The 20,400-nt window shown below is 67.8% G+C and carries 14 protein-coding genes and 1 CRISPR repeat array; of the genes, 13 read left to right on the top strand and 1 reads right to left on the bottom strand.

Annotated elements, in window-relative coordinates:
* The first annotated feature begins 5 nt into the window (after positions 1-5).
* The 3 genes from CKO41_RS04690 (at position 6) to CKO41_RS04680 (ending at position 4,543) form a co-directional block, all read left to right on the top strand.
* Positions 6-1,787, top strand: a complete 1,782-nt coding sequence (locus tag CKO41_RS04690) for a sodium:solute symporter family protein (protein ID WP_200253798.1) — start codon at positions 6-8, stop codon at positions 1,785-1,787.
* A gap of 202 nt (positions 1,788-1,989) precedes the next feature.
* Positions 1,990-3,855 (top strand): DUF294 nucleotidyltransferase-like domain-containing protein, encoded by a 1,866-nt coding sequence (locus tag CKO41_RS04685; RefSeq protein WP_200253800.1) that lies wholly within the window; start codon positions 1,990-1,992, stop codon positions 3,853-3,855.
* A 1-nt stretch (position 3,856) separates the two neighbouring features.
* Complete coding sequence (locus CKO41_RS04680) at positions 3,857-4,543, top strand: exonuclease domain-containing protein (protein WP_200253802.1); 687 nt, start codon at positions 3,857-3,859, stop codon at positions 4,541-4,543.
* 69 nt (positions 4,544-4,612) lie between these two features.
* On the opposite strand, the gene CKO41_RS04675 is transcribed toward CKO41_RS04680, so the two are convergent.
* Positions 4,613-5,950: a TRZ/ATZ family hydrolase gene (locus CKO41_RS04675; protein WP_200253803.1), complete on the bottom strand. Its 1,338-nt coding sequence runs from the start codon at positions 5,948-5,950 to the stop codon at positions 4,613-4,615.
* Between the two features lie 161 nt (positions 5,951-6,111).
* Between CKO41_RS04675 and CKO41_RS04670 the strand changes: the two genes are divergently transcribed.
* The 10 genes from CKO41_RS04670 (at position 6,112) to cas2 (ending at position 18,688) form a co-directional block, all read left to right on the top strand.
* Positions 6,112-6,357 (top strand): DUF433 domain-containing protein, encoded by a 246-nt coding sequence (locus tag CKO41_RS04670; protein ID WP_200253805.1) that lies wholly within the window; start codon positions 6,112-6,114, stop codon positions 6,355-6,357.
* On the top strand, positions 6,354-6,725 hold the full coding sequence (locus tag CKO41_RS04665) for a DUF5615 family PIN-like protein (protein ID WP_200253807.1): 372 nt from the start codon (positions 6,354-6,356) through the stop codon (positions 6,723-6,725). The genes CKO41_RS04670 and CKO41_RS04665 overlap by 4 nt, the downstream gene beginning before the upstream one ends.
* Before the next feature lie 191 nt (positions 6,726-6,916).
* Entirely contained in the window at positions 6,917-7,975 is a 1,059-nt protein-coding gene (gene mtnA / locus CKO41_RS04660; RefSeq protein ID WP_200381395.1) for an S-methyl-5-thioribose-1-phosphate isomerase, read from the top strand.
* A gap of 264 nt (positions 7,976-8,239) precedes the next feature.
* Positions 8,240-9,226, top strand: a complete 987-nt coding sequence (locus CKO41_RS04655) for a helix-turn-helix transcriptional regulator (protein ID WP_200381394.1) — start codon at positions 8,240-8,242, stop codon at positions 9,224-9,226.
* 561 nt (positions 9,227-9,787) lie between these two features.
* Complete coding sequence (gene cas7g / locus CKO41_RS04650) at positions 9,788-11,005, top strand: type I-G CRISPR-associated RAMP protein Csb1/Cas7g (protein WP_200381393.1); 1,218 nt, start codon at positions 9,788-9,790, stop codon at positions 11,003-11,005.
* Complete coding sequence (gene csb2, locus CKO41_RS04645; protein ID WP_200381392.1) at positions 11,005-12,657, top strand: type I-G CRISPR-associated protein Csb2; 1,653 nt, start codon at positions 11,005-11,007, stop codon at positions 12,655-12,657. The genes cas7g and csb2 overlap by 1 nt, the downstream gene beginning before the upstream one ends.
* On the top strand, positions 12,650-15,646 hold the full coding sequence (gene cas3g / locus CKO41_RS04640) for a type I-G CRISPR-associated helicase/endonuclease Cas3g (protein ID WP_200381391.1): 2,997 nt from the start codon (positions 12,650-12,652) through the stop codon (positions 15,644-15,646). The genes csb2 and cas3g overlap by 8 nt, the downstream gene beginning before the upstream one ends.
* Positions 15,643-16,566 carry a type I-G CRISPR-associated protein, Cas3-extension family gene (locus CKO41_RS04635; protein WP_200381390.1) on the top strand — a complete coding sequence of 308 codons (924 nt, stop codon included), beginning with the start codon at positions 15,643-15,645 and terminating at the stop codon, positions 16,564-16,566. Before cas3g ends, CKO41_RS04635 begins: the two co-directional genes overlap by 4 nt.
* A 95-nt stretch (positions 16,567-16,661) precedes the next feature.
* Positions 16,662-18,389: a CRISPR-associated endonuclease Cas4g/Cas1g gene (gene cas4g/cas1g / locus CKO41_RS04630; protein WP_200381389.1), complete on the top strand. Its 1,728-nt coding sequence runs from the start codon at positions 16,662-16,664 to the stop codon at positions 18,387-18,389.
* Positions 18,390-18,394: 5 nt separating this feature from the next.
* On the top strand, positions 18,395-18,688 hold the full coding sequence (gene cas2 / locus CKO41_RS04625; protein ID WP_200381388.1) for a CRISPR-associated endonuclease Cas2: 294 nt from the start codon (positions 18,395-18,397) through the stop codon (positions 18,686-18,688).
* Positions 18,689-18,979: 291 nt separating this feature from the next.
* Positions 18,980-20,245: direct repeats of the CRISPR family, unit length 36 nt; unit sequence GAATTCCGCGGCGATTCGCCGCGGCCTCATTGAAGC.
* Between the last annotated feature and the right edge of the window lie 155 nt (positions 20,246-20,400).

Here is a 20,400-nt window from a genome sequence, read left to right as displayed (position 1 = left end):
GCTTAATGGATCTGCAAACGATAACCTATATCGTTGTAGGGGCGACCTTCGCGCTCTACATCGGCATCGCCATCTGGGCGCGGGCCGCGACCACCGGCGAGTTCTACGTCGCCGGCAAGGGCATCCACCCGGTCGCCAACGGCATGGCCACGGCCGCCGACTGGATGTCGGCCGCCTCCTTCATCTCGATGGCCGGCCTCATCGCCTTCAAGGGCTATGACGCCTCCGTCTACCTGATGGGCTGGACCGGCGGCTACGTCCTGCTGGCCCTGCTGCTCGCGCCCTACCTGCGCAAGTTCGGCAAGTTCACGGTGCCGGAGTTCATCGGCGACCGCTACTACTCGCAGACCGCCCGCCTCGTGGCCGTCGTCTGCCTGATCGTCGCCTCGATCACCTACGTCATCGGCCAGATGAAGGGCGTCGGCGTCGCCTTCGGTCGCTTTCTCGAGGTGCCCTTCGAGACTGGCGTCATCATCGGCATGGCGATCGTCTTCATCTACGCCGTGCTCGGCGGCATGAAGGGCATCACCTACACCCAGATCGCCCAGTACGTCGTCCTGATCTTCGCCTACACGATCCCGGCGATCTTCATCTCGCTGCAACTGACCGGCAACCCGCTCCCGCAGCTCGGCCTCGGCAGCGCGATGGCCGACGGCAGCGGGCTGATGCTCCTCGACAAGCTCGACCAGACGGTGCAAGACCTCGGCTTCAGTGCCTACACGGTGCAGGCCGACTCGACGCTGAATATCTTCCTGCTCACCCTGTCGCTGATGATCGGCACCGCGGGCCTGCCGCACGTCATCATCCGTTTCTTCACCGTGCCCAAGGTCAAGGACGCGCGCAGCTCGGCCGGCTGGGCCCTGGTCTTCATCGCGATCCTCTACACGACCGCCCCGGCCGTCGGCGCGATGGCCCGCCTGAACCTGATCGAGACCATCCAGACCGGCCCGGTCGGCGAGCAGACGGCGAACGTCGAGATCGCCCAACTGCCCGAATGGATGACCCGCTGGCAAGCCACCGGCCTGCTCGGTTGGGAAGACAAGAACGGCGATGGGCGCCTGCAGTACTACAACGATGCGAACCCGGAATTCGCCGCCCAGGCCGAGGCCTACGGCTGGCAGGGCAACGAGCTGACCAACGTCGACCGCGACATCATGGTGCTCGCCAACCCCGAGATCGCCAAACTGCCGAACTGGGTCATCGCACTGGTCGCCGCCGGTGGTCTCGCCGCGGCACTCTCGACGGCCGCCGGCCTGCTGCTCGCGATCTCCTCGGCCATCTCGCATGACCTGCTCAAGGGCGTCTTCATGCCGCGCATCTCGGAGAAGGCCGAGCTGATGGCCGGGCGCATCGCGATGGCGGGCGCCATCCTGGTCGCCGGCTGGCTCGGCATCAATCCACCGGGCTTCGCCGCCCAGGTGGTGGCGCTCGCGTTCGGTCTCGCGGCCTCGTCCATCTTCCCGGCCTTGATGATGGGCATCTTCTACAAGCGAGCCAACAGCGCGGGCGCCATCGCCGGCATGCTCTCCGGCCTGACCGTGACCCTGGTCTACATCTTCTGGTTCAAGGGGTGGTTCTTCGTCCCGGGCACCGAGATGGCGGCCAACGTCCCGGCCAACTGGTTCATGGGCATCTCGCCGGAGGCCTTCGGCGCGGTCGGGGCGATGATCAACTTCATCGTCGCCTTCGTCGTGGCCAAGGTCACGGCGCCACCGCCGGAGCACATCCAGCACCTGGTCGAGGACATCCGTGTGCCGATCGGGGCTGGCCAGGCCACCGGGCACTGATCGGGCAACCGGCCGCCTAGCGGCCGCGACCCTCGCAAGCCCCGCCTCGGCGGGGCTTTTTTTCGTCACCTGCCGATCGCCGCACGCATCGCAGGCCCGACGGACGGCGCGCGCGGTGGGGCGCCGCCACCGATCGAAGGGTCACCATGACCGGACGAACTGGGTTATCGTTGCCCGGTCAACACCAGCCGAGGAATCGACGATGGACGTGGAGCTGATCGAGATCCGCGACTTTCTCGCCCGCCACCACCCGTTCGCGCTGCTGCCACCCGAGGTGCTCGAGCAGCTGCCCAAGCGCCTCTCCGTACGCTACTTCCGCCGCGGCAGTCAGTTCCCCCCGCGCGACGAAGGCGCCCCCCAGCTCTATATCCTGCGCCGGGGCGCCGTCGAACTACGCGACGCCGAGGGCGAGTTGACGGGCAAGCTCGCCGAGGGCGACCTCTGCCCGAGCGACTGCCTGCCGGACGAACCGAACGCCAGCCACAAAGGCCTCACCGCCGAGGACACCCTGGTCTACGCCCTGCCCTGCGCCGACCTCGCCGACCTGCGCGCCCGCCACGAGGCCTTCGCCGCCCACTTCGAGCAGCCGATGGGCGAGCGGCTGCGCACCGCGCTGGCCGAGATCAAGGACACCTCGGCGAGCAACACCGGCCTGATGACGATCCGCGTCGGCGACCTGGTCGGCCAAGGCCTGATCCAGGCGACCCCGGACACCACGATCCAGGAGGCCGCCCGGATCATGACCGAGCACCATGTCTCCTCGCTCGTGATCATGGACGGCGAGCGCCTGGCCGGCATCATCACCGACCGCGACCTGCGCAGCCGCTGCCTGGCCGCGGGCCTCTCGCGCCAGCGCCCGGTGCGCGAGATCATGACCACCAAGATCCAGACGACCGACGCCAACACGCTCGGCTTTCAGGCCCTGATCACGATGACGCGCCTGAATGTCCACCACCTGCCGGTGCTCGAGGGCGAACAGGTGCGCGGCGTGATCTCCACGACCGACCTGACCCGCTTCCAGAGCGCCAACGCCGTCTATCTGGTCGGGGACATCCACAAGGCCAAGGACACGGAGACGCTGGTCCAGATCAGCCGCAAGGTCTCCGACGTCCAGGTCAACCTGGTCGCCGGCGGGGCGACGGCCGACCAGGTCGGCCAGGCCGTGAGCGCCGTCACCGACGCCATCACCAAGCGCCTGCTCGAACTCGCCGAGGCCGAACTCGGGCCGCCGCCCGTGCCCTACGCCTGGATGACCGGCGGCTCGCAGGCCCGGCGCGAGCAGACCTCGCATTCGGATCAGGACAACGCGCTGCTGATCGCCGACCACGCCAAGCCCGAAGACGACGCCTACTTCGCCGCGCTCGCCAAGCGCGTCAACGACGGGCTCGACGCCTGCGGCTACTACTATTGCCCTGGCGACGTGATGGCCTCGAACCCCAAGTGGCGCCAACCGCTGCGCATCTGGCGCAAGTACTTCACGAACTGGATCGAGCGCCCCGAGCCGATGGCCCTGATGCTCGCCAGCGTCTTCTTCGACCTGCGCGCGATCCACGACCCGGACGGCCTCTTCGACGAGCTGCACGACCATGTCCTCCAGCACAGCCGGGCCAACCGGATCTTCATCGCCTACATGACCTCCAACGCCCTCAAGCACCGCCCGCCGTTGGGCTTCTTCCGCAACATCGTGCTGATCCACGGCGGCGAGCACGACCAGACCTTCGACCTCAAGCACCGGGGCATCGTCCCCGTCATCGATCTGGCCCGCGTCTACGCCCTCTCGGCCGGCATCGGCGCGATCAATACCCTCGAGCGGCTGCGGGCCGCGGGCGAGACCACGGCCCTGAGCCGCGACGGCGCCGCCAACCTGATCGATGCGTTGGAGTTCATCGGCACCCTGCGCGTCCAGCACCAGGCCCGCCAGCTGCGCCGCGGCCAGAAGGCCGACAACTACCTCTCGCCCGACGAGCTCTCGCCGCTGGAGCGCGGCCACCTGAAGGACACCTTCATCTTCATCAACACGATGCAGGAATCCCTCGGGCAACGCTATCAGGTGGGACGCTTCGCCTGATATGGGACTCTCGGCACTCGCCCTGGACTGGCGCCGGCGACTGCGCCTGCGCCGCGCCCCGCCGGGACCGCTGCGCGACTACTTCGCGGCGCCGTTCCCGGACCCGGGGCGCGACTACCGCGAGGTCGAACTGCTCGCCGTCGACCTGGAGACGACCGGCTTCGATCCGCGCCAGGACCAGATCCTGAGCATCGGCTACGTCTGCGTGCGCGGCCCCTGCATCGACCTCTCCAGCGCCCGCCACCACACGATCCGCATCGACCGCGCGATCCCCGAGGCGAGCGCCGTCATCCACCAGATCACCGATGACCAAGCGGCCGGCGGCGAGGACCTGGCCGACGCGATGCAGACCTTCCTCGCCGCCCTCGCCGGGCGCGTCATGATCGCCCATTACGCCCACGTCGAACGCGGCTTCCTCAACGCCGCCTGCCAACGCCTCTACGGTCGCGGCCTGATGACGCTCGTCGTCGACACCCTGCTGCTCGCGCAACGCCGCCTCGAGCGCCGCGACGTCCCCTACAGCCCAGGCGACCTGCGCCTACACGCCCTCGGCGCGCGCTACAACCTGCCCCGCTACGGCGCCCACAACGCCTTGAGCGACGCCCTGGCCGCCGCCGAACTCTTCCTCGCCCAGGCCGCCCACCACGACGACGGCCGCCGCCTGCCGTTGCGGACCTTTCTCTGCTGAAGGGCACCTCGAGAAATCAAGGCGCCCTTCCCGCATCTCGCGCCTGCGCGACCTGCGCCCCCTGCGCGCTCAACCGCGCCCCAGCATCCGCCCCTCGCCGGCCGCGATCCGCTCGGCCCAGAGCCTTGCCTCGGCAATGATCGATGCGGCATCGAGCGTCAGCGGCTGACCGTCGCGGATCAGCTGACGCCCCGCGACCCAGACGTGGCGGACCTGATGGCGCCCGGCCGCGTAGACGAGTTGCGAGACCGGACTGTAGATCGGCTGGGTGTGCGAATCGCCGAGATCCACGGCCACCACGTCGGCCGCCTTGCCGGGCTCCAGCGAGCCGATCTCCTCGTCGAGGCCGAAGGCCCGCGCGCCACTGAGCGTCGCCATCCGCAGCGCCGCCGCCGCCGGCACCGCCGAGGCCGAGCGCGCCACGCCCTTGGCCAGGAGCGCCGCGGTGCGCATCTCCCCGAGCAGATTGAGGTCATTGTTGCTCGCCGCCCCATCGGTGCCGATCGCGACGTTGACGCCGGCCTCCAGCAACCGCGCCACCGGACAGAAGCCGCTCGCGAGCTTGAGGTTCGATTCGGGGCAATGCACCACATGCCCCCCCGCCTCGGCCAGGCGGGCGATCTCGTCGTCCTCGAGCTGGGTCATGTGGATCGCCACCAGGCCCGGGCCGACCAGACCGAGCCGATCGAGCCGGGCGAAGGGCCGCTCGCCGTGCGCCTGGAGCGACTGGACGATCTCATCCTGCGTCTCGTGCAGGTGGACGTGGATCGGCACCTCCAACTCGTCGGCGAGCGTGCGCACTCGGGTGAGCGGCCCGTCGGAGACGGCATAGGGCGAATGCGGCGCGAACGCGACGCGGATCAGCGGGTGATCGCGATACCGGTCGTGCATCTGCAGGCCCAGCGCCACATAGTCCTCGGCCGACTCGGCGAAGCGCGACGGGAAGTCGAGGACGATCATGCCGACCACGGCCCGCTGACCGGCCTCGGCGACGGCCTGCGCGGTCACGGCCGGGAAGAAATACATGTCGTTGAAGCAGGTCACGCCGCCGCGCAGCATCTCCAGCACCGCGAGCCGCGTCCCGGCCAGCACGAAGTCCGGGTCGACCCAGCGCCGCTCGGCCGGCCAGATGTGGTCGTTGAGCCAGGTCATCAGCGGCAGATCGTCGGCGAGGCCACGCATCAGCGTCATCGCCGCATGGGTATGGGCATTGACCAGACCGGGGATCAACACGTGACCGGGCAGGTCCAGCACGCGCTCGGCCTGGATCTGCTCGCGCGCCTGGCCGCTCGGCAGCAGGGCCAGGATCCGCCCGTCGGCGATGGCGAGGCTGTGCTCGACGAGGCAGCTGTCGGCGGGATCGACCGGCAGGATCCAGGTCGGATGTAGAAGGAGATCGGCATGCATGGCGGGCGGGATCCTATCCTTATCAGTTCGTGGCACGAGCCGGGCGGAAGACGGCTCCACACATGGAAAATCAGATTGCTAGGCTATCTCGAAGGGCCTGGGCGACATGCTATTCTTCGGCGTTCATTCATTCAAATGCGTCCTGGCGATTGGAGTAAGGCATGAACCAACTCGAGCGCACCGATCTGGATCGCATCACCCAAAGACCCGATGTGATGGGCGGCAAGGCCTGCGTCCGCGGCACGCGCGTCACAGTCGGCATGATCGTCGGCCAGATCGCCGCCGATCACAGGATCGACGAACTCCTCGCCGACTATCCGTACCTCGAGCGCGAAGACATCCTGCAAGCACTGCGTTACGCCGCCTGGCGGGCTGAAGAGCGAGAAGTCGCGCTAGCCGGGACATGAAGATTCTCATCGACATGAACCTCTCACCGCGCTGGGCCGCCCTGTTGACCGGCGCCGGCATCGAGGTCGCACACTGGTCGGCGGTTGGCGCGCCCAATGCCCCGGACACGGAGACCATGGCCTTCGCCAGCGCCCACGGCTACGTCGTCCTCACACACGACCTGGACTTCACCGCGATATTGGCGGCCACTCGCGGAACCAAACCCAGCGTCGTGCAGATCCGCGCCGATGATGTCAGCCCAGACCGAATCGGCACGCCGGTCGTCAACGCCCTGCGGCAGATGGCAAGCGAGCTGGAACAAGGTGCGCTACTCAGCATCGATCCAGATCGCACACGCCTGCGGCTGCTTCCCTTGCGCCCCCGCTAAGGAGACGCTGATCTATTGGCCCTCCTGCCAAAGATCAGCATGGCAGTCGAGAACGCGGTTTCCGACTTCCTTCGTCCGGAGCCACCCGCCGGCGAGGCGAACGACCCTCTCGCACGCTGAACGGAACCGTCCTTTGCGCGCGGCGCCCGAGCGGCGACAATAGCCGGAAATCTGCCACAGCGAGCCCCTCGATGGAAACCGAACCACGCCTCATCGCGACCCCCGATCACGCCGTCGTCTGGCACCAGGACCGCCTCTACCTTCTCGACCAACGCTACCTGCCGGCCCGCGCCGACTTCCTCGCCCTCGAAGACGCGGCCGCCACGGCCGAGGCCATCCGCGCGATGGTCGTGCGCGGCGCCCCGGCGATCGGCATCGCCGCCGCCTACGGCGTCGTCCTCGCCGCCCGGGCGCGCTACGCCGAGCAGGGCGCCGGCTGGCGCACCGCCATCGAGACCGACCTCGCCCAACTCGCGGCGGCCCGGCCGACGGCCGTCAACCTCTTCTGGGCACTGGAGCGCATGGGCCGGCGGATCGCGGCCCTCGGCGACGGCGACCCGGTGCCGGCCCTCCTCGCCGAGGCCCGCGCGATCCACGACGAGGACCGCGCCGGCAACCGCCGCATGGGCGAGCTCGGCGCCGAACTGATCGAGACGCCGACCGACGTCATCACCCACTGCAACGCCGGGGCACTCGCGACCGGCGGCTACGGCACCGCGCTCGGCGTCGTGCGCGCCGGCTTCGCCGCCGGGCGCATCCGCCACGTCTACGCCGACGAGACCCGCCCCTGGATGCAAGGCACGCGCCTCACCGCCTGGGAGCTCGCCGAGTCGGGCATCCCGGTCACCCTCCAGGCCGACCACGCCGCCGCGAGCCTGATGGCCACCGGGCGCATCGGCTGGGTCATCGTCGGCTCCGACCGCATCGCCGCCAACGGCGACGTCGCCAACAAGATCGGCACCTACGGCCTGGCCGTCCTCGCCCGCTACCACGGCGTGCGCTTCATGGTCGCGGCCCCGACCTCGACGATCGATCTCGCCGTCGCGAGCGGCGCCGAGATCCCGATCGAGGAGCGCGATCCGGACGAGCTCCTCGCCTGCGGCGGCACCCGCCTCGGGCCGACCGGCGTCACCGCACGCAACCCGGTCTTCGACGTCACCCCGGCCGCGCTGGTCGACGCCATCGTCACCGAGAAGGGCGTCGTCCTCGCCCCGACCCGCGAGAAGATCGCCGCCCTGATGGCCGCCTGACGAAGCCACCGCCCGCGCCGGGCGGCGGCTTCAGCCCGTCAGCCGTGTCCGTTCGCGGGTCACCGATGCCCCACGCCTCTCGGCCGCCGCCCGCGGCCTGATCGGCGACGAAGCCGACGCCATGCTGGCCGCCACGGCCAGCGCCTAGGAAATCGCCCGACGAGCTGTCGAATCTGGCCGACGGGGGGACCTTCGCAAACAGACTGACCGTGTACCATACTAAGCGGACCGACCCGCGCGTTGGCGGGTCGCCAGGGAGGCCGCATGGACACGCCCAAGCGCATCAACGACCTCTGCCGCATCCTCGAGGCACGCCGCAGGCCGATCTCGCTGCGCGACCTGATGGATGCGCTCGAATGCTCCGAATCCACGGTCCGCCGGGCGATAAACAGGCTCCGCGACGAATTCAACGCACCCATCCTCTACGACCCGAGCGCCAAGGGCTGGCATCTCGACCGCTCCAGCAACGCGCGCACCTTCCGCCTGCCCGGCCCCTGGCTCACCGCCGCCGAACTGCACGCCCTGCTGAGCTGCCATCAGCTCCTGCGCCAGATCGAACCTGGCCTGCTCGGCCCCGAGATGGCCCCGCTGATGGAGCACATCGAGACCACGCTCGCCAAGCACGGGCTCGACCGCGCGCTGCTCGCCGAGCGCATACGGCTCGTCGCGATCGGCGCCCGCCCGGTCCCGTCCGCGACCCTAATGACCGTCGCCGAAGCCCTGCTGCGCGGCCGCCGGCTGCAGGTCACCTACCACTCGCGCAGCCGCGACGAGACCACCGAGCGGACCCTCTCGCCCCAGCGCCTCACCTGGTACCGCAGCAACTGGTACCTGGAGGCCTGGTGCCACCAGTGCGAGGACTTGCGCCGCTTCGCCGTCGAGCGCCTGCTGTCCGCCCAGCCGCTCACGACCGCCGCCGAGCCACTGCCGACGGCCGACCTCGACGCCCACTTCGCCGACGCCTACGGCATCTTCGCCGGCCCCGCCACCCAGACCGCCACCCTCCTCTTCAGCGGCGAACGCGCCCGCTGGGTCGCCGACGAGCAATGGCACCCACACCAGCAAAGCCGCCACCTGCCCGACGGCCGCTACGAACTCACCCTGCCCTACGGCCGTGCCGAGGAACTGATCATGGACATCCTAAAGTACGGCCCGGACGTCGAGGTCACCGCCCCGGCCGAGCTGCGCGACGCCGTCGCCGACCGGCTCGAGGAAGCGGCCGCCCGTTATCGCGGCCTGGTCAGGTTTTGACAGGGCAGTTGTGCAAACTTGTCCTCGTGGAACCGGACCAATCGCCCAGCAAGCCCCGTTGTCACCTTTTCGGACGTCCGTTTGGCGTTACTGCCGCCACACGAGAACCAAGAGCACGAGCGCCATACACAGAAGAGTCAACACAACGAGCACCGAAAAGTTGAGATTGTTCATTATTTCGACCACTTGGCTAAAAAAAAACAAAAAATTGTTCATAGGAATTTGTTGTTTGAAAAAACTGTAATTTCGGGTTAGTATGTTATCGGGCAAGTGAAGCCATCGCAAGTTCTTTGTGCGGCCGGCGACGTGTCGGCGCGTCAACGATGCGAGACAGCGCGTGACCGTCGGCCTTGATCTAGCAGTTCAGTAGAAGATGGTGACGCCATCCCAAGGAGCTTCCGTGCTGGAACTCCTCGGTTCTGCGACAGACGACCGGGCACACAGAGCCTCATTGAAGCATCGGCATTTGTTGTTTGTTAGGACGACGATTCGTGTTTTCCGCGGCGCTTAGCCGCGGCCTCATTGAAGCCCACAAAGGGATTACTAGACAGAGGAACCCCGATGAGCCTGGAACTGGAAACCCTGAAGGCGGCCGTCGCCGGCAGCGCCGCGGCATTTCGCTGTGTCACCGAGTACCAGCCGATGGGCGGGCCGGGCGACAAGGTCTTTCCGCCGACCTACGAGGGCGGTCGTTACGCGACCGAGGCGCGCGTGGACCCCGCGACGGGGGAACGGGTCGACTGCGTGCTGCTCGACTCGGTGCAGTCGCAGGCCAACCGCATGGAGCTGGCCCTGCTGGACGCCCTGGAGGAGCGCGGCAGCCTGGCACTGCCGCTGATCCGGGTGGCCTTCGCCGACATCCCGAAGCCGATCCGGGTCACGAGCCTCGATGCCCCGCACCGGGCGGCGGACGCGATCTTCCGCGACAGCCGCATCGAAGAGGACGGGGAGTGGCGGGCGTTCCGCGAATCCAGCAAGGGCCGGATCCTCGATCACGCCGACCTCAGGCACGCGACCGGCCTGTTCGGCCTCTGCCCGACGGCCCTGGTATTCGGCCTCTGGGACTCGACCGGTCCGCGCGGCGGCCTCGGCGCCAAGTTCCAGCGGGCGCTGGTGTCGGAGATCGTCGGCTACGGCGCCGTCGAAGGGAAAAAGACCTCCAGCCGAATCGATCCGCTCCAGATCATGCTCGGCGCCGGGCCGGTCTACGCGGCCGCAGACGGCGACTGGACCCTCTCCGAGGCCGAGGCGAGGAAAGAAAAGGGCAAGTCGGTGAAGATCGGCAAGGACGGGAAGCCCTCCGAGATCAACCACGGCAACGTGACCCCCAGCATCGCCGACGGCGGCTTCACGCTGACCCGGGCCGTCCAGACGACCGTGCTATCGCTGCCGACGCTGCGCCGCCTGCGCTTCCCGCTGCCGGACGGCGCAGGGACCGGGCAAGTCGCGATCAGCCAGGCCGCACGCACGACCCTGGCGGCGCTGGGCCTTGCCGCCGCGACCCTGGCCCGCGAGGAGGGCGCCGACCTGCGCTCGCGCTGCCAGCTCTTCCCGACCGGCCCGTTCGTCTGGGAACTCCTCGACCGACCGGGCGAGACGCCGACGCGGTTCGCATTGACCGGCGCCGAGGCCGTGGACCTGCTCAACCGAGCGATCGACGAGGCCCGGCAGAGCGGCCTGCCCTGGGAAGGGACCATCGATCTGACGCCTTCTCCCGATCTGGTGGAGCTGGTCCGGCGCAGCCAGCACCTGGCGGCCCAGGCCGACGGAGAAGACTGATGCTGGCCCTCGCCCTGCACTATCTCAACGGCTGGGCGATGGCGGCGGCGGACGGGGCCAGCAAGCAGATCGCCGAGTGGCCGCCGCATCCGGACCGGGTCTTCATGGCGCTGGCCGCCGCCCACTTCGAGACGGACGGCGCTGACCAGGCGGCCGAGCGCGCCACCCTCGAATGGCTCGAGCGGCTGCCGCCGCCTGAATTGGCGGTCTCGGATGCCGAGTATCGCCGGGTCGTCACCCACTATGTCCCGGTCAACGACACGGGACTGGCAAGGTCGAAAAAGATCGCCGAATTGGCCGGCGCGCCATCGGCCAGCTTCAAAGCGCTGCGAACCGCCGGCCTTGACCAACTCCCCGAACTGCGCCCGCGCCAAGCGCGCGCCTTTCCGGTCGCCATTCCGCACAATCCTGTCGCCCACCTGATCTGGCCAGATACCGAGCCGACGGACGATCAGCGCGACACTCTGGCACGCCTTTGCCGAAAGGTGACGCACGTCGGCCACTCCGCCTCCTTCGTCCAGATGTGGCTGGACGAGACACCGCCGCCGGCAAGCTGGATCCCGACCGTCGGGATCGCCAAGCACCGGCTGCGCATCCCGAGCGACGGCCGCCTCGCCTATCTTGAGGCACGCGTCGCCCGCGACCGGGCCGTCCGCTTCGCCGACCAACAGGGAACGATCGCGGACCTCAAGAGGCGCATGAAGATGACCAAGGGAAAGGAGAAGAAGGCTCTGGCGAGCGAGCTCCTGGCGTGCGAAGAGGCCCTGAGGGCCGAATACCCGGCCGGCGCGCCGGTCAGCCTGCGCCCCGAGCCCGGGCTGTGGCAGGGCTACGACGCACCGCTAGCGGCAGCGCCGGCAGAGACCCCGGGCAGCCTCTTCGATCCGAATCTCGTCGTGCTGCGCCTGTCCGGATCACGCCTCTCGTTGCGCGCGACGCTGCGGCTCATGGCGATCGTACGCGGTGCGGTGATGGCCAAGTGCCCCCAGCAGCCGCCGCCCGAGTGGCTCGCCGGTCACACGCCCGATGGGCAGCCGACCCGGGCGCCGCATCTCGCCTTCCTGCCCCTGCCCTTCGTCGGCCGCCCGCACGCCGACGGCCGCATCATGGGCGCCGCCCTCGCACTGCCGAAGGGGCTCGATCCGGACGAGGCAGCCGCCTGCCTGGCCGACCTCCTCTACGACCAGCACGGCCTGCCGCGCGCGATCCCGCTCTTCGACGGGCACTGGCTCGACGGCACGGCCGAGCTCGAGACGCGCACACCCGCGCCGCAGGAGAGCCTGCGCACCCGTGCCTGGACCGGCCCGGCCAGGCGCTGGGCGAGCGTCACACCCGTGGTCCTCGACCGACATTTCGACGGGCCGGACAAGTGGCAGCGTGCGGCGGACTCGGTCAAGACCGCCTGCGAGCGCATCGGCCTACCACGCCCAGCCGACGTGCTGCTCCATCCCGTGTCGCTGTTCGAAGGCGTGCCGCGCAGCAACGAGTTCCCGCCGATCACGCGCAAGCGCGACGGCGGGCGCATGCACCATTCCCATACTCTGATCCTGTTCGACGAGCCGGTCAGCGGACCCGTCCTCGTCGGTGCCGGCCGTTTCCGAGGCTATGGGCTCTGCCGTCCGTTCGTACAGGGAGGCGACGACCATGTCTGAGCGACCTCTGACCGGCCAGGATTTCGCCGATTTCTTCACGGCACTCTGGCAACGCTCGCCGTTTCCGTGGCAGAGCGCGCTCGCCGAGCGGCTGCTCGCGGCCGACGAGGGTAGCGATGGGGCCGGCTGGCCGCAGGCCATCACGTTGCCGACCGCCTCGGGCAAGACCGCCTGCCTCGACATCGCGCTGTTCGCCCTCGCCGCCCAGGCCCATCGCCCGGCCCAGGGCCTGGCGTTGACCGCCCCGCGGCGGATCTTCTTCGTCGTCGACCGAAGGGTCATCGTCGACGAAGCCTACGCGCGCGCCCGGACGCTCGCCGACCGGCTGGCCAACCCGAGCCCCGGCATCCTCGCCGAGGTCGCCGAGCGGCTGCGCCGCCTCGCCGCCGGCCCGGCGAGCGACGAAATGCCCGACCCCCTGGTCTGTTTCCAACTGCGCGGCGGCATCGTCCGCGACGACGCCTGGGCGCGCTCCCCGACCCAGCCGACGATCGTCTGCAGCACCGTCGACCAGATCGGCTCGCGCCTCCTCTTCCGTGCGTACGGCCGCAGCTTCAAGGCCTGGCCGCTCCAGGCCGGTCTCGTCGGCAACGACAGCCTGATCCTGCTCGACGAGGCGCACTGCGCGCAGCCCTTCATGCAGACGCTGGAGTCCGTCGCCAGGTACCGTCGCTGGGCCGAGCGACCCTTGACCTCGCCGTTTCGGCTGGTGGTCATGACGGCGACGCCGGCCGGCGGGGTCGACCGCTTCCCCGACCCTGCGACGGCCTCGGCGAATCGCGCCCACCCGGTGCTGCAGCGCCGCCTCGAGGCACCCAAGCCCTGCCGACTGGAGATCGCCGCACGCGCCCGGGGCCGAGACCCCGCCCGGGTCAACCAGGCCCTCGCCGAGGCGCTGGTCGCCGAGGCCGAACGCCTGGTCGGCGAGTTCATGGACCGGAACGACGCGCAACCACCAGCGGCCCCGGCCGTCTGCCTCTTCTGCAACCGCGTCGATACGGCCCGCCGCACTCATGCGCTGCTGGCCCGCCGCCAGGTCGGACAAGCGATCCTCCTGACCGGGCGCATGCGACCGTTCGACAAGGACGACACGCTGGAGGCGGAACTCGCCCAGCTCGCCGCCGATCGCTCGGAGCAACGCCAGCTCGCCGCGCCGCTCTTCGTCGTCTCCACGCAGACCCTCGAGGTGGGGGCAAACCTCGATTTCGACCTGATGGTCAGCGAGTGCGCCGACCTCTCGGCGCTGCGCCAGCGGTTCGGACGCCTGAACCGGATGGGCCGGCCGATCGCGGCGCGCGGAGCCATCGTCGTGCGCGCCGACCAGGAGAAGGCCGACAGTGCCCCCGATCCGATCTACGGCACGGCGCTACAGGCGACCTGGGCCTGGCTCGGCAACCAGCGCGACGAAGCCGGCGAAGTCGATCTGGGCGTCACAGCCATCGAGGCACGCCTGCCCGCCGACCTCGGCCCGGTGACGAAGCAGGCAGTGCCGGCCCCGGTCCTGCTTCCGGCCCACCTGGACGCCCTGGTCCAGACGGCCCCGGTGCCCTATCCGAGCCCCGACGTCTCGCTGTTCCTGCACGGATCTCAGGCGGGACCAGCGGACATCCAGGTCTGCTGGCGGGCCGACCTATCGCCCGAGGCCGGGGATGCCTGGGTCGAGGCGGTCGCGCTTTGTCCGCCGGCCACTGGCGAGCTGATGCCGGTCCCATTCGTCGCCGTCCGCCGCTGGCTCGCCGGCGAGCCTGAGGGGGCGGACGCTGGCGACATCGAAGGCCTCGCGCCCGTCGCCGACGAGTTCGACGGCACAACGGCACGTCGGGTGTTGCGCTGGCGCGGGCGGGAAGACGCCCAGATCATCGACAACCCGCGCGAGATCCGACCGGGCGACCTCCTCGTGATCCCAGTCGCGACCGGCGGCTGGGACAGCCTCGGCCATGTTCCGACCGGCGCACTCCGCTTCATCGACCAGGGGGATCGCGGTCACTGGACGTCGCGCGCCAGGGCGATCCTGAGGCTCACCCCGGAGAACCTCAACGCATGGCCGCAAGAGCTCGCTGCGCGAGCACGACTACGCGAGCTCGTCGACGAGGCGAGGACCCGCCTCGAAGAGGAGCCGGCGGCCCTCGCTGCCGACCTCGCGTCCGCTCTCGCCGACCTGAGCCGAGAGGCCGAGGCAGTCTCCTTGCCCTGGCTGCAAGACGTCGCCGCTCACCTCGCCAGCGAGCGGCAACTCGATCGGTGCATCGCCCCGCATCCCTGCGGGGGGCTCGTCTTGTCGAGCCCCAGGCGACCGAGCAACCGTCCGCACATGGCCTCGATCTTCAGCGCCGAGGACGACGCGACCGCGTCCGGGACCGTTCATTGGCCGCTGACCGACCACCTCGAGGGGGTCGCTGCCCTGGCGCGACACCACGCACGCCCCTTCCCGAAGGAGATCGCCGACGACATCGAGCTTGCCGCCCTGTGCCACGATCTGGGGAAGGCAGATCCGCGCTTTCAGGCCCTCCTCCAAGGCGGCACCATCTGGACCAAGCGCGAGCTGCTGGCCAAGTCCGCCAGCCTGCCGCATGGCCGACAGGCCTACGAAGAGGCTCGCGAAAAGGCCGGCTACCCGAAGGGCGGCCGCCACGAGCTCCTCTCGGTCCGACTGCTGGAGAGCGCCCCCGACCTGCTCGCCCAGGCCCATGATCCAGAGCTCGTCCGACACCTGATCGAGAGTCACCACGGTCACTGCCGGCCGTTCGCCCCGGTCGTCGACGATCCCGGTCCTGCCCACCCCATCGGCCTGGCATTTCGGGGCCACACGCTTTCCTATAGCGGGCCGACCGAGCTGGAGCGACTCGACAGCGGGGTGGCGGAACGCTTCTGGCGCCTGACACGCCGCTACGGCTGGTGGGGGCTCGCGGCGCTCGCCGCCGCCCTGATGCTCTCCGACCATCGCCGCAGCGAATGGGAAGAACGCCATGCCAGTGGAGATCCGACATGAGCGAAACACTGCTCCTCGAAGGGCTGGACGCAGGAAACCCGCTGGGCTTCCTCGCCGCGCTCGGCGTGCTGGCACTAAGCCAGGGCATCGCCGCCGAACCGCGTCTCGCCTGGCGTCAGGCACAAGGCGGCTGGCGACCGCAGTTGTCCGGCTGCGGGAGCGATGATGAAGCGCTTGCGGCGCAGCTTTTCGAGGCCCTGCGCAATACATCTTCGACTCCGTTCACGATCGACAAGAAACTGCCGTTCTCACACGCGGTCTATCGTGAGGCGCTGCACAGGGCCGCAGAGTGCGCCGAGCCGGGAAGTCGACGAAACGCAGACCTCCTCGCGGCATTCGGCAGCGATGCCCATCAGGATGACAAGGGCTATTTCGTCGACACTGCCTTGCGTATGGTCAGAAGCGGCGATGCCGCCGGCCAGGGATTACCTGCCTATGCCGAGGCCATCCGAAACAACACCGATTCGAACGACCTCTATCGTGTCCTATTCCACACATGGGACTACCAGGACGACGACTTCAGCCTGCGGTGGGATCCAGCCGAAGATCAGCGCTATGCGCTACGCTGGCATGATCCAAGTCAGCAATCCAATAAGAAATATGGCCTTCGCACGATGCGAGGGGCCAATGCACTGGCGCTGGAGGGCCTGGCGCTACTGCCCGTACACCCCAAAACCAACGGCATCGCAACGACCGGATTCAAGAAGCTCGATCGAGGGGGGGAAGCGTTCACTTGGCCGATCTGGTCTTTTCCGGCGACCATCGATCTTGTTCGGTCGCTGTTGACGCTTGAAGAGATCCATCAGAGTCAACCGAACAGGGGCAACCTGCATCGCCGAGGGATCGTCGAAATCTACCGTAGCGAGCGGATATTCCAGAACCAATACTATAAGAACTTCAGTCCCGCAGGACCCGTCTGATCAGACGTAGGACGGGCTACGATTTTCGATGCGATGCCAAGGAATGAAAATGGATGCACGCGGCCCGCGGGCCGCATGCGCAGCAGGAGACATCGATGGCGAAGACGGACAAAGAGGCGCCAACCCAGGCCGAGCTCCCCCTACCCTTCCCGGACCTGACCCTCGACCAGCCCCTGCTGCCGGCCCGGATGGTCAACGAGTTCTGCTATTGTCCGCGCCTGGCCTATCTCGAATGGGTCCAGGGCGAGTGGGACGAGTCGAGCGACACCGTCGAAGGGCGCCATGTCCATCGCCGCGTCGACAAACCCGGCGGGAAGCTGCCGCCGGCGGAAGACGCCGAACCGGAGCAACACATCCACGCGCGCTCGATTACGCTGTCCTCCAATCGTCTCGGCCTGATCGCCCGCATGGACCTGGTCGAGGGCGAAGGCAACCGCGTCACCCCGGTCGATTACAAACGTGGCAAGCGCCCGCACATCGCCCGCGGGGCCTATGATCCTGAGCGTGTTCAGCTCTGCGTGCAGGGGCTCATCCTCGCCGAGCACGGCTACCAGTGCGAGGCCGGGATCCTCTACTACGCGGCCAGCCGGGAGCGCGTCGCCGTCCCCTTCGATGACGAGCTGCTCCAGCTCACCCGCAACACCATCGACGGCCTGCGCTTCGTCGCCGCCGGTGGACAGATCCCGCCGCCTCTAGACGACAGCCCCAAGTGCCCGCGCTGCTCGCTCGTCGGCATCTGCCTGCCCGATGAGATCAACTTCTTCCGCCATGCCGACCTGACGCCGCGCCCGCTGGCAGTCGGCATCGATACCGCGATGCCCCTCTATGTGCAGGCCCATCACGCCAAGGTGGCGAAGAGCGGCGAGCGGCTGGAGGTCTACGTCGAGGACCAGAAAGTGCAGAGCGTGCGGCTCATCGACGTCTCGCAGCTGGTCCTGTTCGGCAACGTCTACGTCACCACGCCGGTCCTAAACGAGCTGATGAGCCGCGGCATCACCATCTCCTGGCACAGCTTCGGCGGCTGGTTCATGGGTCACAGCGTCGGCACCGGCCACAAGAACGTCGAGCTGCGCACCGCTCAGTACCGCGCCAGCTTCGACGCGACTCTGTGCTTGCGATTCGCCAAGGGGCTCGTCGAGGCCAAGATTCGCAACGCCCGGACCCTCCTGCGGCGAAACTGGAAAGGCCCTTTCGAGCCCGACATCCTGCTCGAAGACCTGATGGGCGACTGTCGCCACGTGCGCCGTGTGACCGATCTCAGCTCCCTGCTCGGGGTCGAAGGCAGCGCCGCCGCGCGCTACTTCAGCGCCTTCAAGCACCTGATCCGGCAAACCGACCCGGCCGACGAACTCGGCTTCGACTTCCAAACGCGCAACCGTCGACCGCCGACGGATCCCGTCAACGCCCTCCTCTCCTACGCCTACTCACTCCTGGCCCGAAGCTGGACCGTAACCCTGTCAGCCGTTGGCCTCGACCCCTACCGCGGCTTCTACCATCAGCCGAGATACGGCCGCCCAGCCCTGGCATTGGACATGATGGAGCCCTTCCGGCCGTTGATCGCCGATTCGGCCGTTCTCCAGGCCATCAACAACGGTGAGGTTCGGCCAACCGACTTCGTCCAAGCCGCAGGCAGCGTCAACCTCACGCCCGACGGACGCAAGCGCTTCATCGCGACCTTCGAACGGCGCATGGCGCACGAGATCACCCACCCGCTGTTCCAATACCGGATCAGCTACCGGCGATTGCTCGAGGTCCAGGCCCGCCTCCTCGGCCGCTTCCTCCTCGGCGAACTCCCGGACTACCCCAACTTCACGACTCGTTGACGCCGATGGACCAACGTCTCTACATCGTCACCTATGACATCTCCGACACCAAACGTTGGCGCCGGGTCTTCAAGATCATGAAAGGCTACGGCGACTGGCTCCAACTCTCGGTCTTCCAGTGCCGCCTCACCAAGGTCCAACACGCGGAACTCATCGCGCTCCTCGACGGCATCATCCACCACACCGAAGACCACATCATCGTCCTCGACCTCGGCCACGCCGAAGCCGTGGTCCCGCGCGTCGTCAGCCTCGGCAAGCGCAACTACACCCCGATCGAACACGAACCCGTGATCGTCTGAGAATGCGCCACCCGACTACCAATCACGCCAGAACCGCTCCATAATCACCCGAGAACTTAGCCACATCCGGACTGTCGTACCGACGCACGCATCCGCCGACACCGAGCGAGCGCTCGTCCGCCACATAAACCCCTGGCAGCGCTCGAAAAGCTTTGCTCTTTAAAAAACCGCAAATTACGGTACAATCTGAACCCGACGCTCGAACCGCCCCACCTCCTCTTGGCTATTCACATGTTCAGCCCTCGCAAAACCTTCCCCGACCCGCACCATTTATGGTCGCAAACGCGAGCGGAATTCCGCGGCGATTCGCCGCGGCCTCATTGAAGCCAGGGGGAAAATCGGTGTATCACGATTCTAGCACAAGAATTCCGCGGCGATTCGCCGCGGCCTCATTGAAGCGCACGGATTGGGTATCTCAGGAGTACCGCCACCGCCACGAATTCCGCGGCGATTCGCCGCGGCCTCATTGAAGCGTTGCCCTCAAGCGATCCGGGCGGCCGGATTCAGCCGCGAATTCCGCGGCGATTCGCCGCGGCCTCATTGAAGCGGCCAAGATTTTGTTTTGATCCCCCCCCGCCCCCAGGAATTCCGCGGCGATTCGCCGCGGCCTCATTGAAGCAACTACCAAAAAAAAACCGTATAGGTGAAGAATGGAGAATTCCGCGGCGATTCGCCGCGGCCTCATTGAAGCGATGTCGATGATCTTGTCGAGAAAGACCCGACCATATTCGAATTCCGCGGCGATTCGCCGCGGCCTCATTGAAGCATGGTGAACTCGAAAGAGCAAGTTTCGGTCTCGTCGAATTCCGCGGCGATTCGCCGCGGCCTCATTGAAGCGCAAGTCCAAGTTGAGCATCCGCAAGACAGATTCCGAATTCCGCGGCGATTCGCCGCGGCCTCATTGAAGCGCGTCGTTTCTTGTCGCGCCATCGGCGCGTCGTAAGAATTCCGCGGCGATTCGCCGCGGCCTCATTGAAGCGCCGGCCTCGATCCGATACTCGCACTCGAACACGATGAATTCCGCGGCGATTCGCCGCGGCCTCATTGAAGCGTTGCGCCCTGACTGGGTGCGCAGGATCAAGCCGACGAATTCCGCGGCGATTCGCCGCGGCCTCATTGAAGCAGCATACGACCAGCGCGCCAAGTCGCTCATATCGACGAATTCCGCGGCGATTCGCCGCGGCCTCATTGAAGCCTTGTCGCCGTGAGCGTGACATCTAGGCTCATTGAGAATTCCGCGGCGATTCGCCGCGGCCTCATTGAAGCGTACCGGCAGATAGCGGTACTGCAGCGATATCCAAGCAGAATTCCGCGGCGATTCGCCGCGGCCTCATTGAAGCACCGCTGCCGGTCGCAGCATCACGGCCTGTGACCCGGAATTCCGCGGCGATTCGCCGCGGCCTCATTGAAGCCTGCGCGACCCCGTCCCACTCGACCCACGGCCCGAGGAATTCCGCGGCGATTCGCCGCGGCCTCATTGAAGCGGCGAGCCGGTCAAGGGTCGGGCGGAAGGTGTCTAAAGAATTCCGCGGCGATTCGCCGCGGCCTCATTGAAGCCAGTCGCTGGCGTAACGTCGCCGTCTGGCTACCTAGTGCCTGGACGGAAAGTCGTTTTCAATCGCAAGAACAATGCCTTATAATCGAATCGGGCACCGGAAGTCGAGCGGCCGGAAGCCGTCTGGGCCCACGGCGCCGCCGCTAACTGCCTGATT

This window comes from Thiococcus pfennigii (assembly GCF_016583835.1).
GTDB classification, from domain to species: Bacteria; Pseudomonadota; Gammaproteobacteria; order Chromatiales; family Chromatiaceae; genus Thiococcus; species Thiococcus pfennigii.
This window is presented reverse-complemented; position numbering and strand designations above follow the sequence as displayed.

What these genes read in the sequence shown, in the direction of transcription:
- CKO41_RS04690 (WP_200253798.1), top strand. Translation starts at nt 6, where the DNA reads ATGGATCTGCAAACGATAACCTATATCGTTGTAGGGGCGACCTTCGCG.
- CKO41_RS04685 (WP_200253800.1), top strand. Translation starts at nt 1,990, where the DNA reads ATGGACGTGGAGCTGATCGAGATCCGCGACTTTCTCGCCCGCCACCAC.
- CKO41_RS04680 (WP_200253802.1), top strand. Translation starts at nt 3,857, where the DNA reads ATGGGACTCTCGGCACTCGCCCTGGACTGGCGCCGGCGACTGCGCCTG.
- CKO41_RS04675 (WP_200253803.1), bottom strand. Translation starts at nt 5,950, where the DNA reads ATGCATGCCGATCTCCTTCTACATCCGACCTGGATCCTGCCGGTCGAT.
- CKO41_RS04670 (WP_200253805.1), top strand. Translation starts at nt 6,112, where the DNA reads ATGAACCAACTCGAGCGCACCGATCTGGATCGCATCACCCAAAGACCC.
- CKO41_RS04665 (WP_200253807.1), top strand. Translation starts at nt 6,354, where the DNA reads ATGAAGATTCTCATCGACATGAACCTCTCACCGCGCTGGGCCGCCCTG.
- mtnA (WP_200381395.1), top strand. Translation starts at nt 6,917, where the DNA reads ATGGAAACCGAACCACGCCTCATCGCGACCCCCGATCACGCCGTCGTC.
- CKO41_RS04655 (WP_200381394.1), top strand. Translation starts at nt 8,240, where the DNA reads ATGGACACGCCCAAGCGCATCAACGACCTCTGCCGCATCCTCGAGGCA.
- cas7g (WP_200381393.1), top strand. Translation starts at nt 9,788, where the DNA reads ATGAGCCTGGAACTGGAAACCCTGAAGGCGGCCGTCGCCGGCAGCGCC.
- csb2 (WP_200381392.1), top strand. Translation starts at nt 11,005, where the DNA reads ATGCTGGCCCTCGCCCTGCACTATCTCAACGGCTGGGCGATGGCGGCG.
- cas3g (WP_200381391.1), top strand. Translation starts at nt 12,650, where the DNA reads ATGTCTGAGCGACCTCTGACCGGCCAGGATTTCGCCGATTTCTTCACG.
- CKO41_RS04635 (WP_200381390.1), top strand. Translation starts at nt 15,643, where the DNA reads ATGAGCGAAACACTGCTCCTCGAAGGGCTGGACGCAGGAAACCCGCTG.
- cas4g/cas1g (WP_200381389.1), top strand. Translation starts at nt 16,662, where the DNA reads ATGGCGAAGACGGACAAAGAGGCGCCAACCCAGGCCGAGCTCCCCCTA.
- cas2 (WP_200381388.1), top strand. Translation starts at nt 18,395, where the DNA reads ATGGACCAACGTCTCTACATCGTCACCTATGACATCTCCGACACCAAA.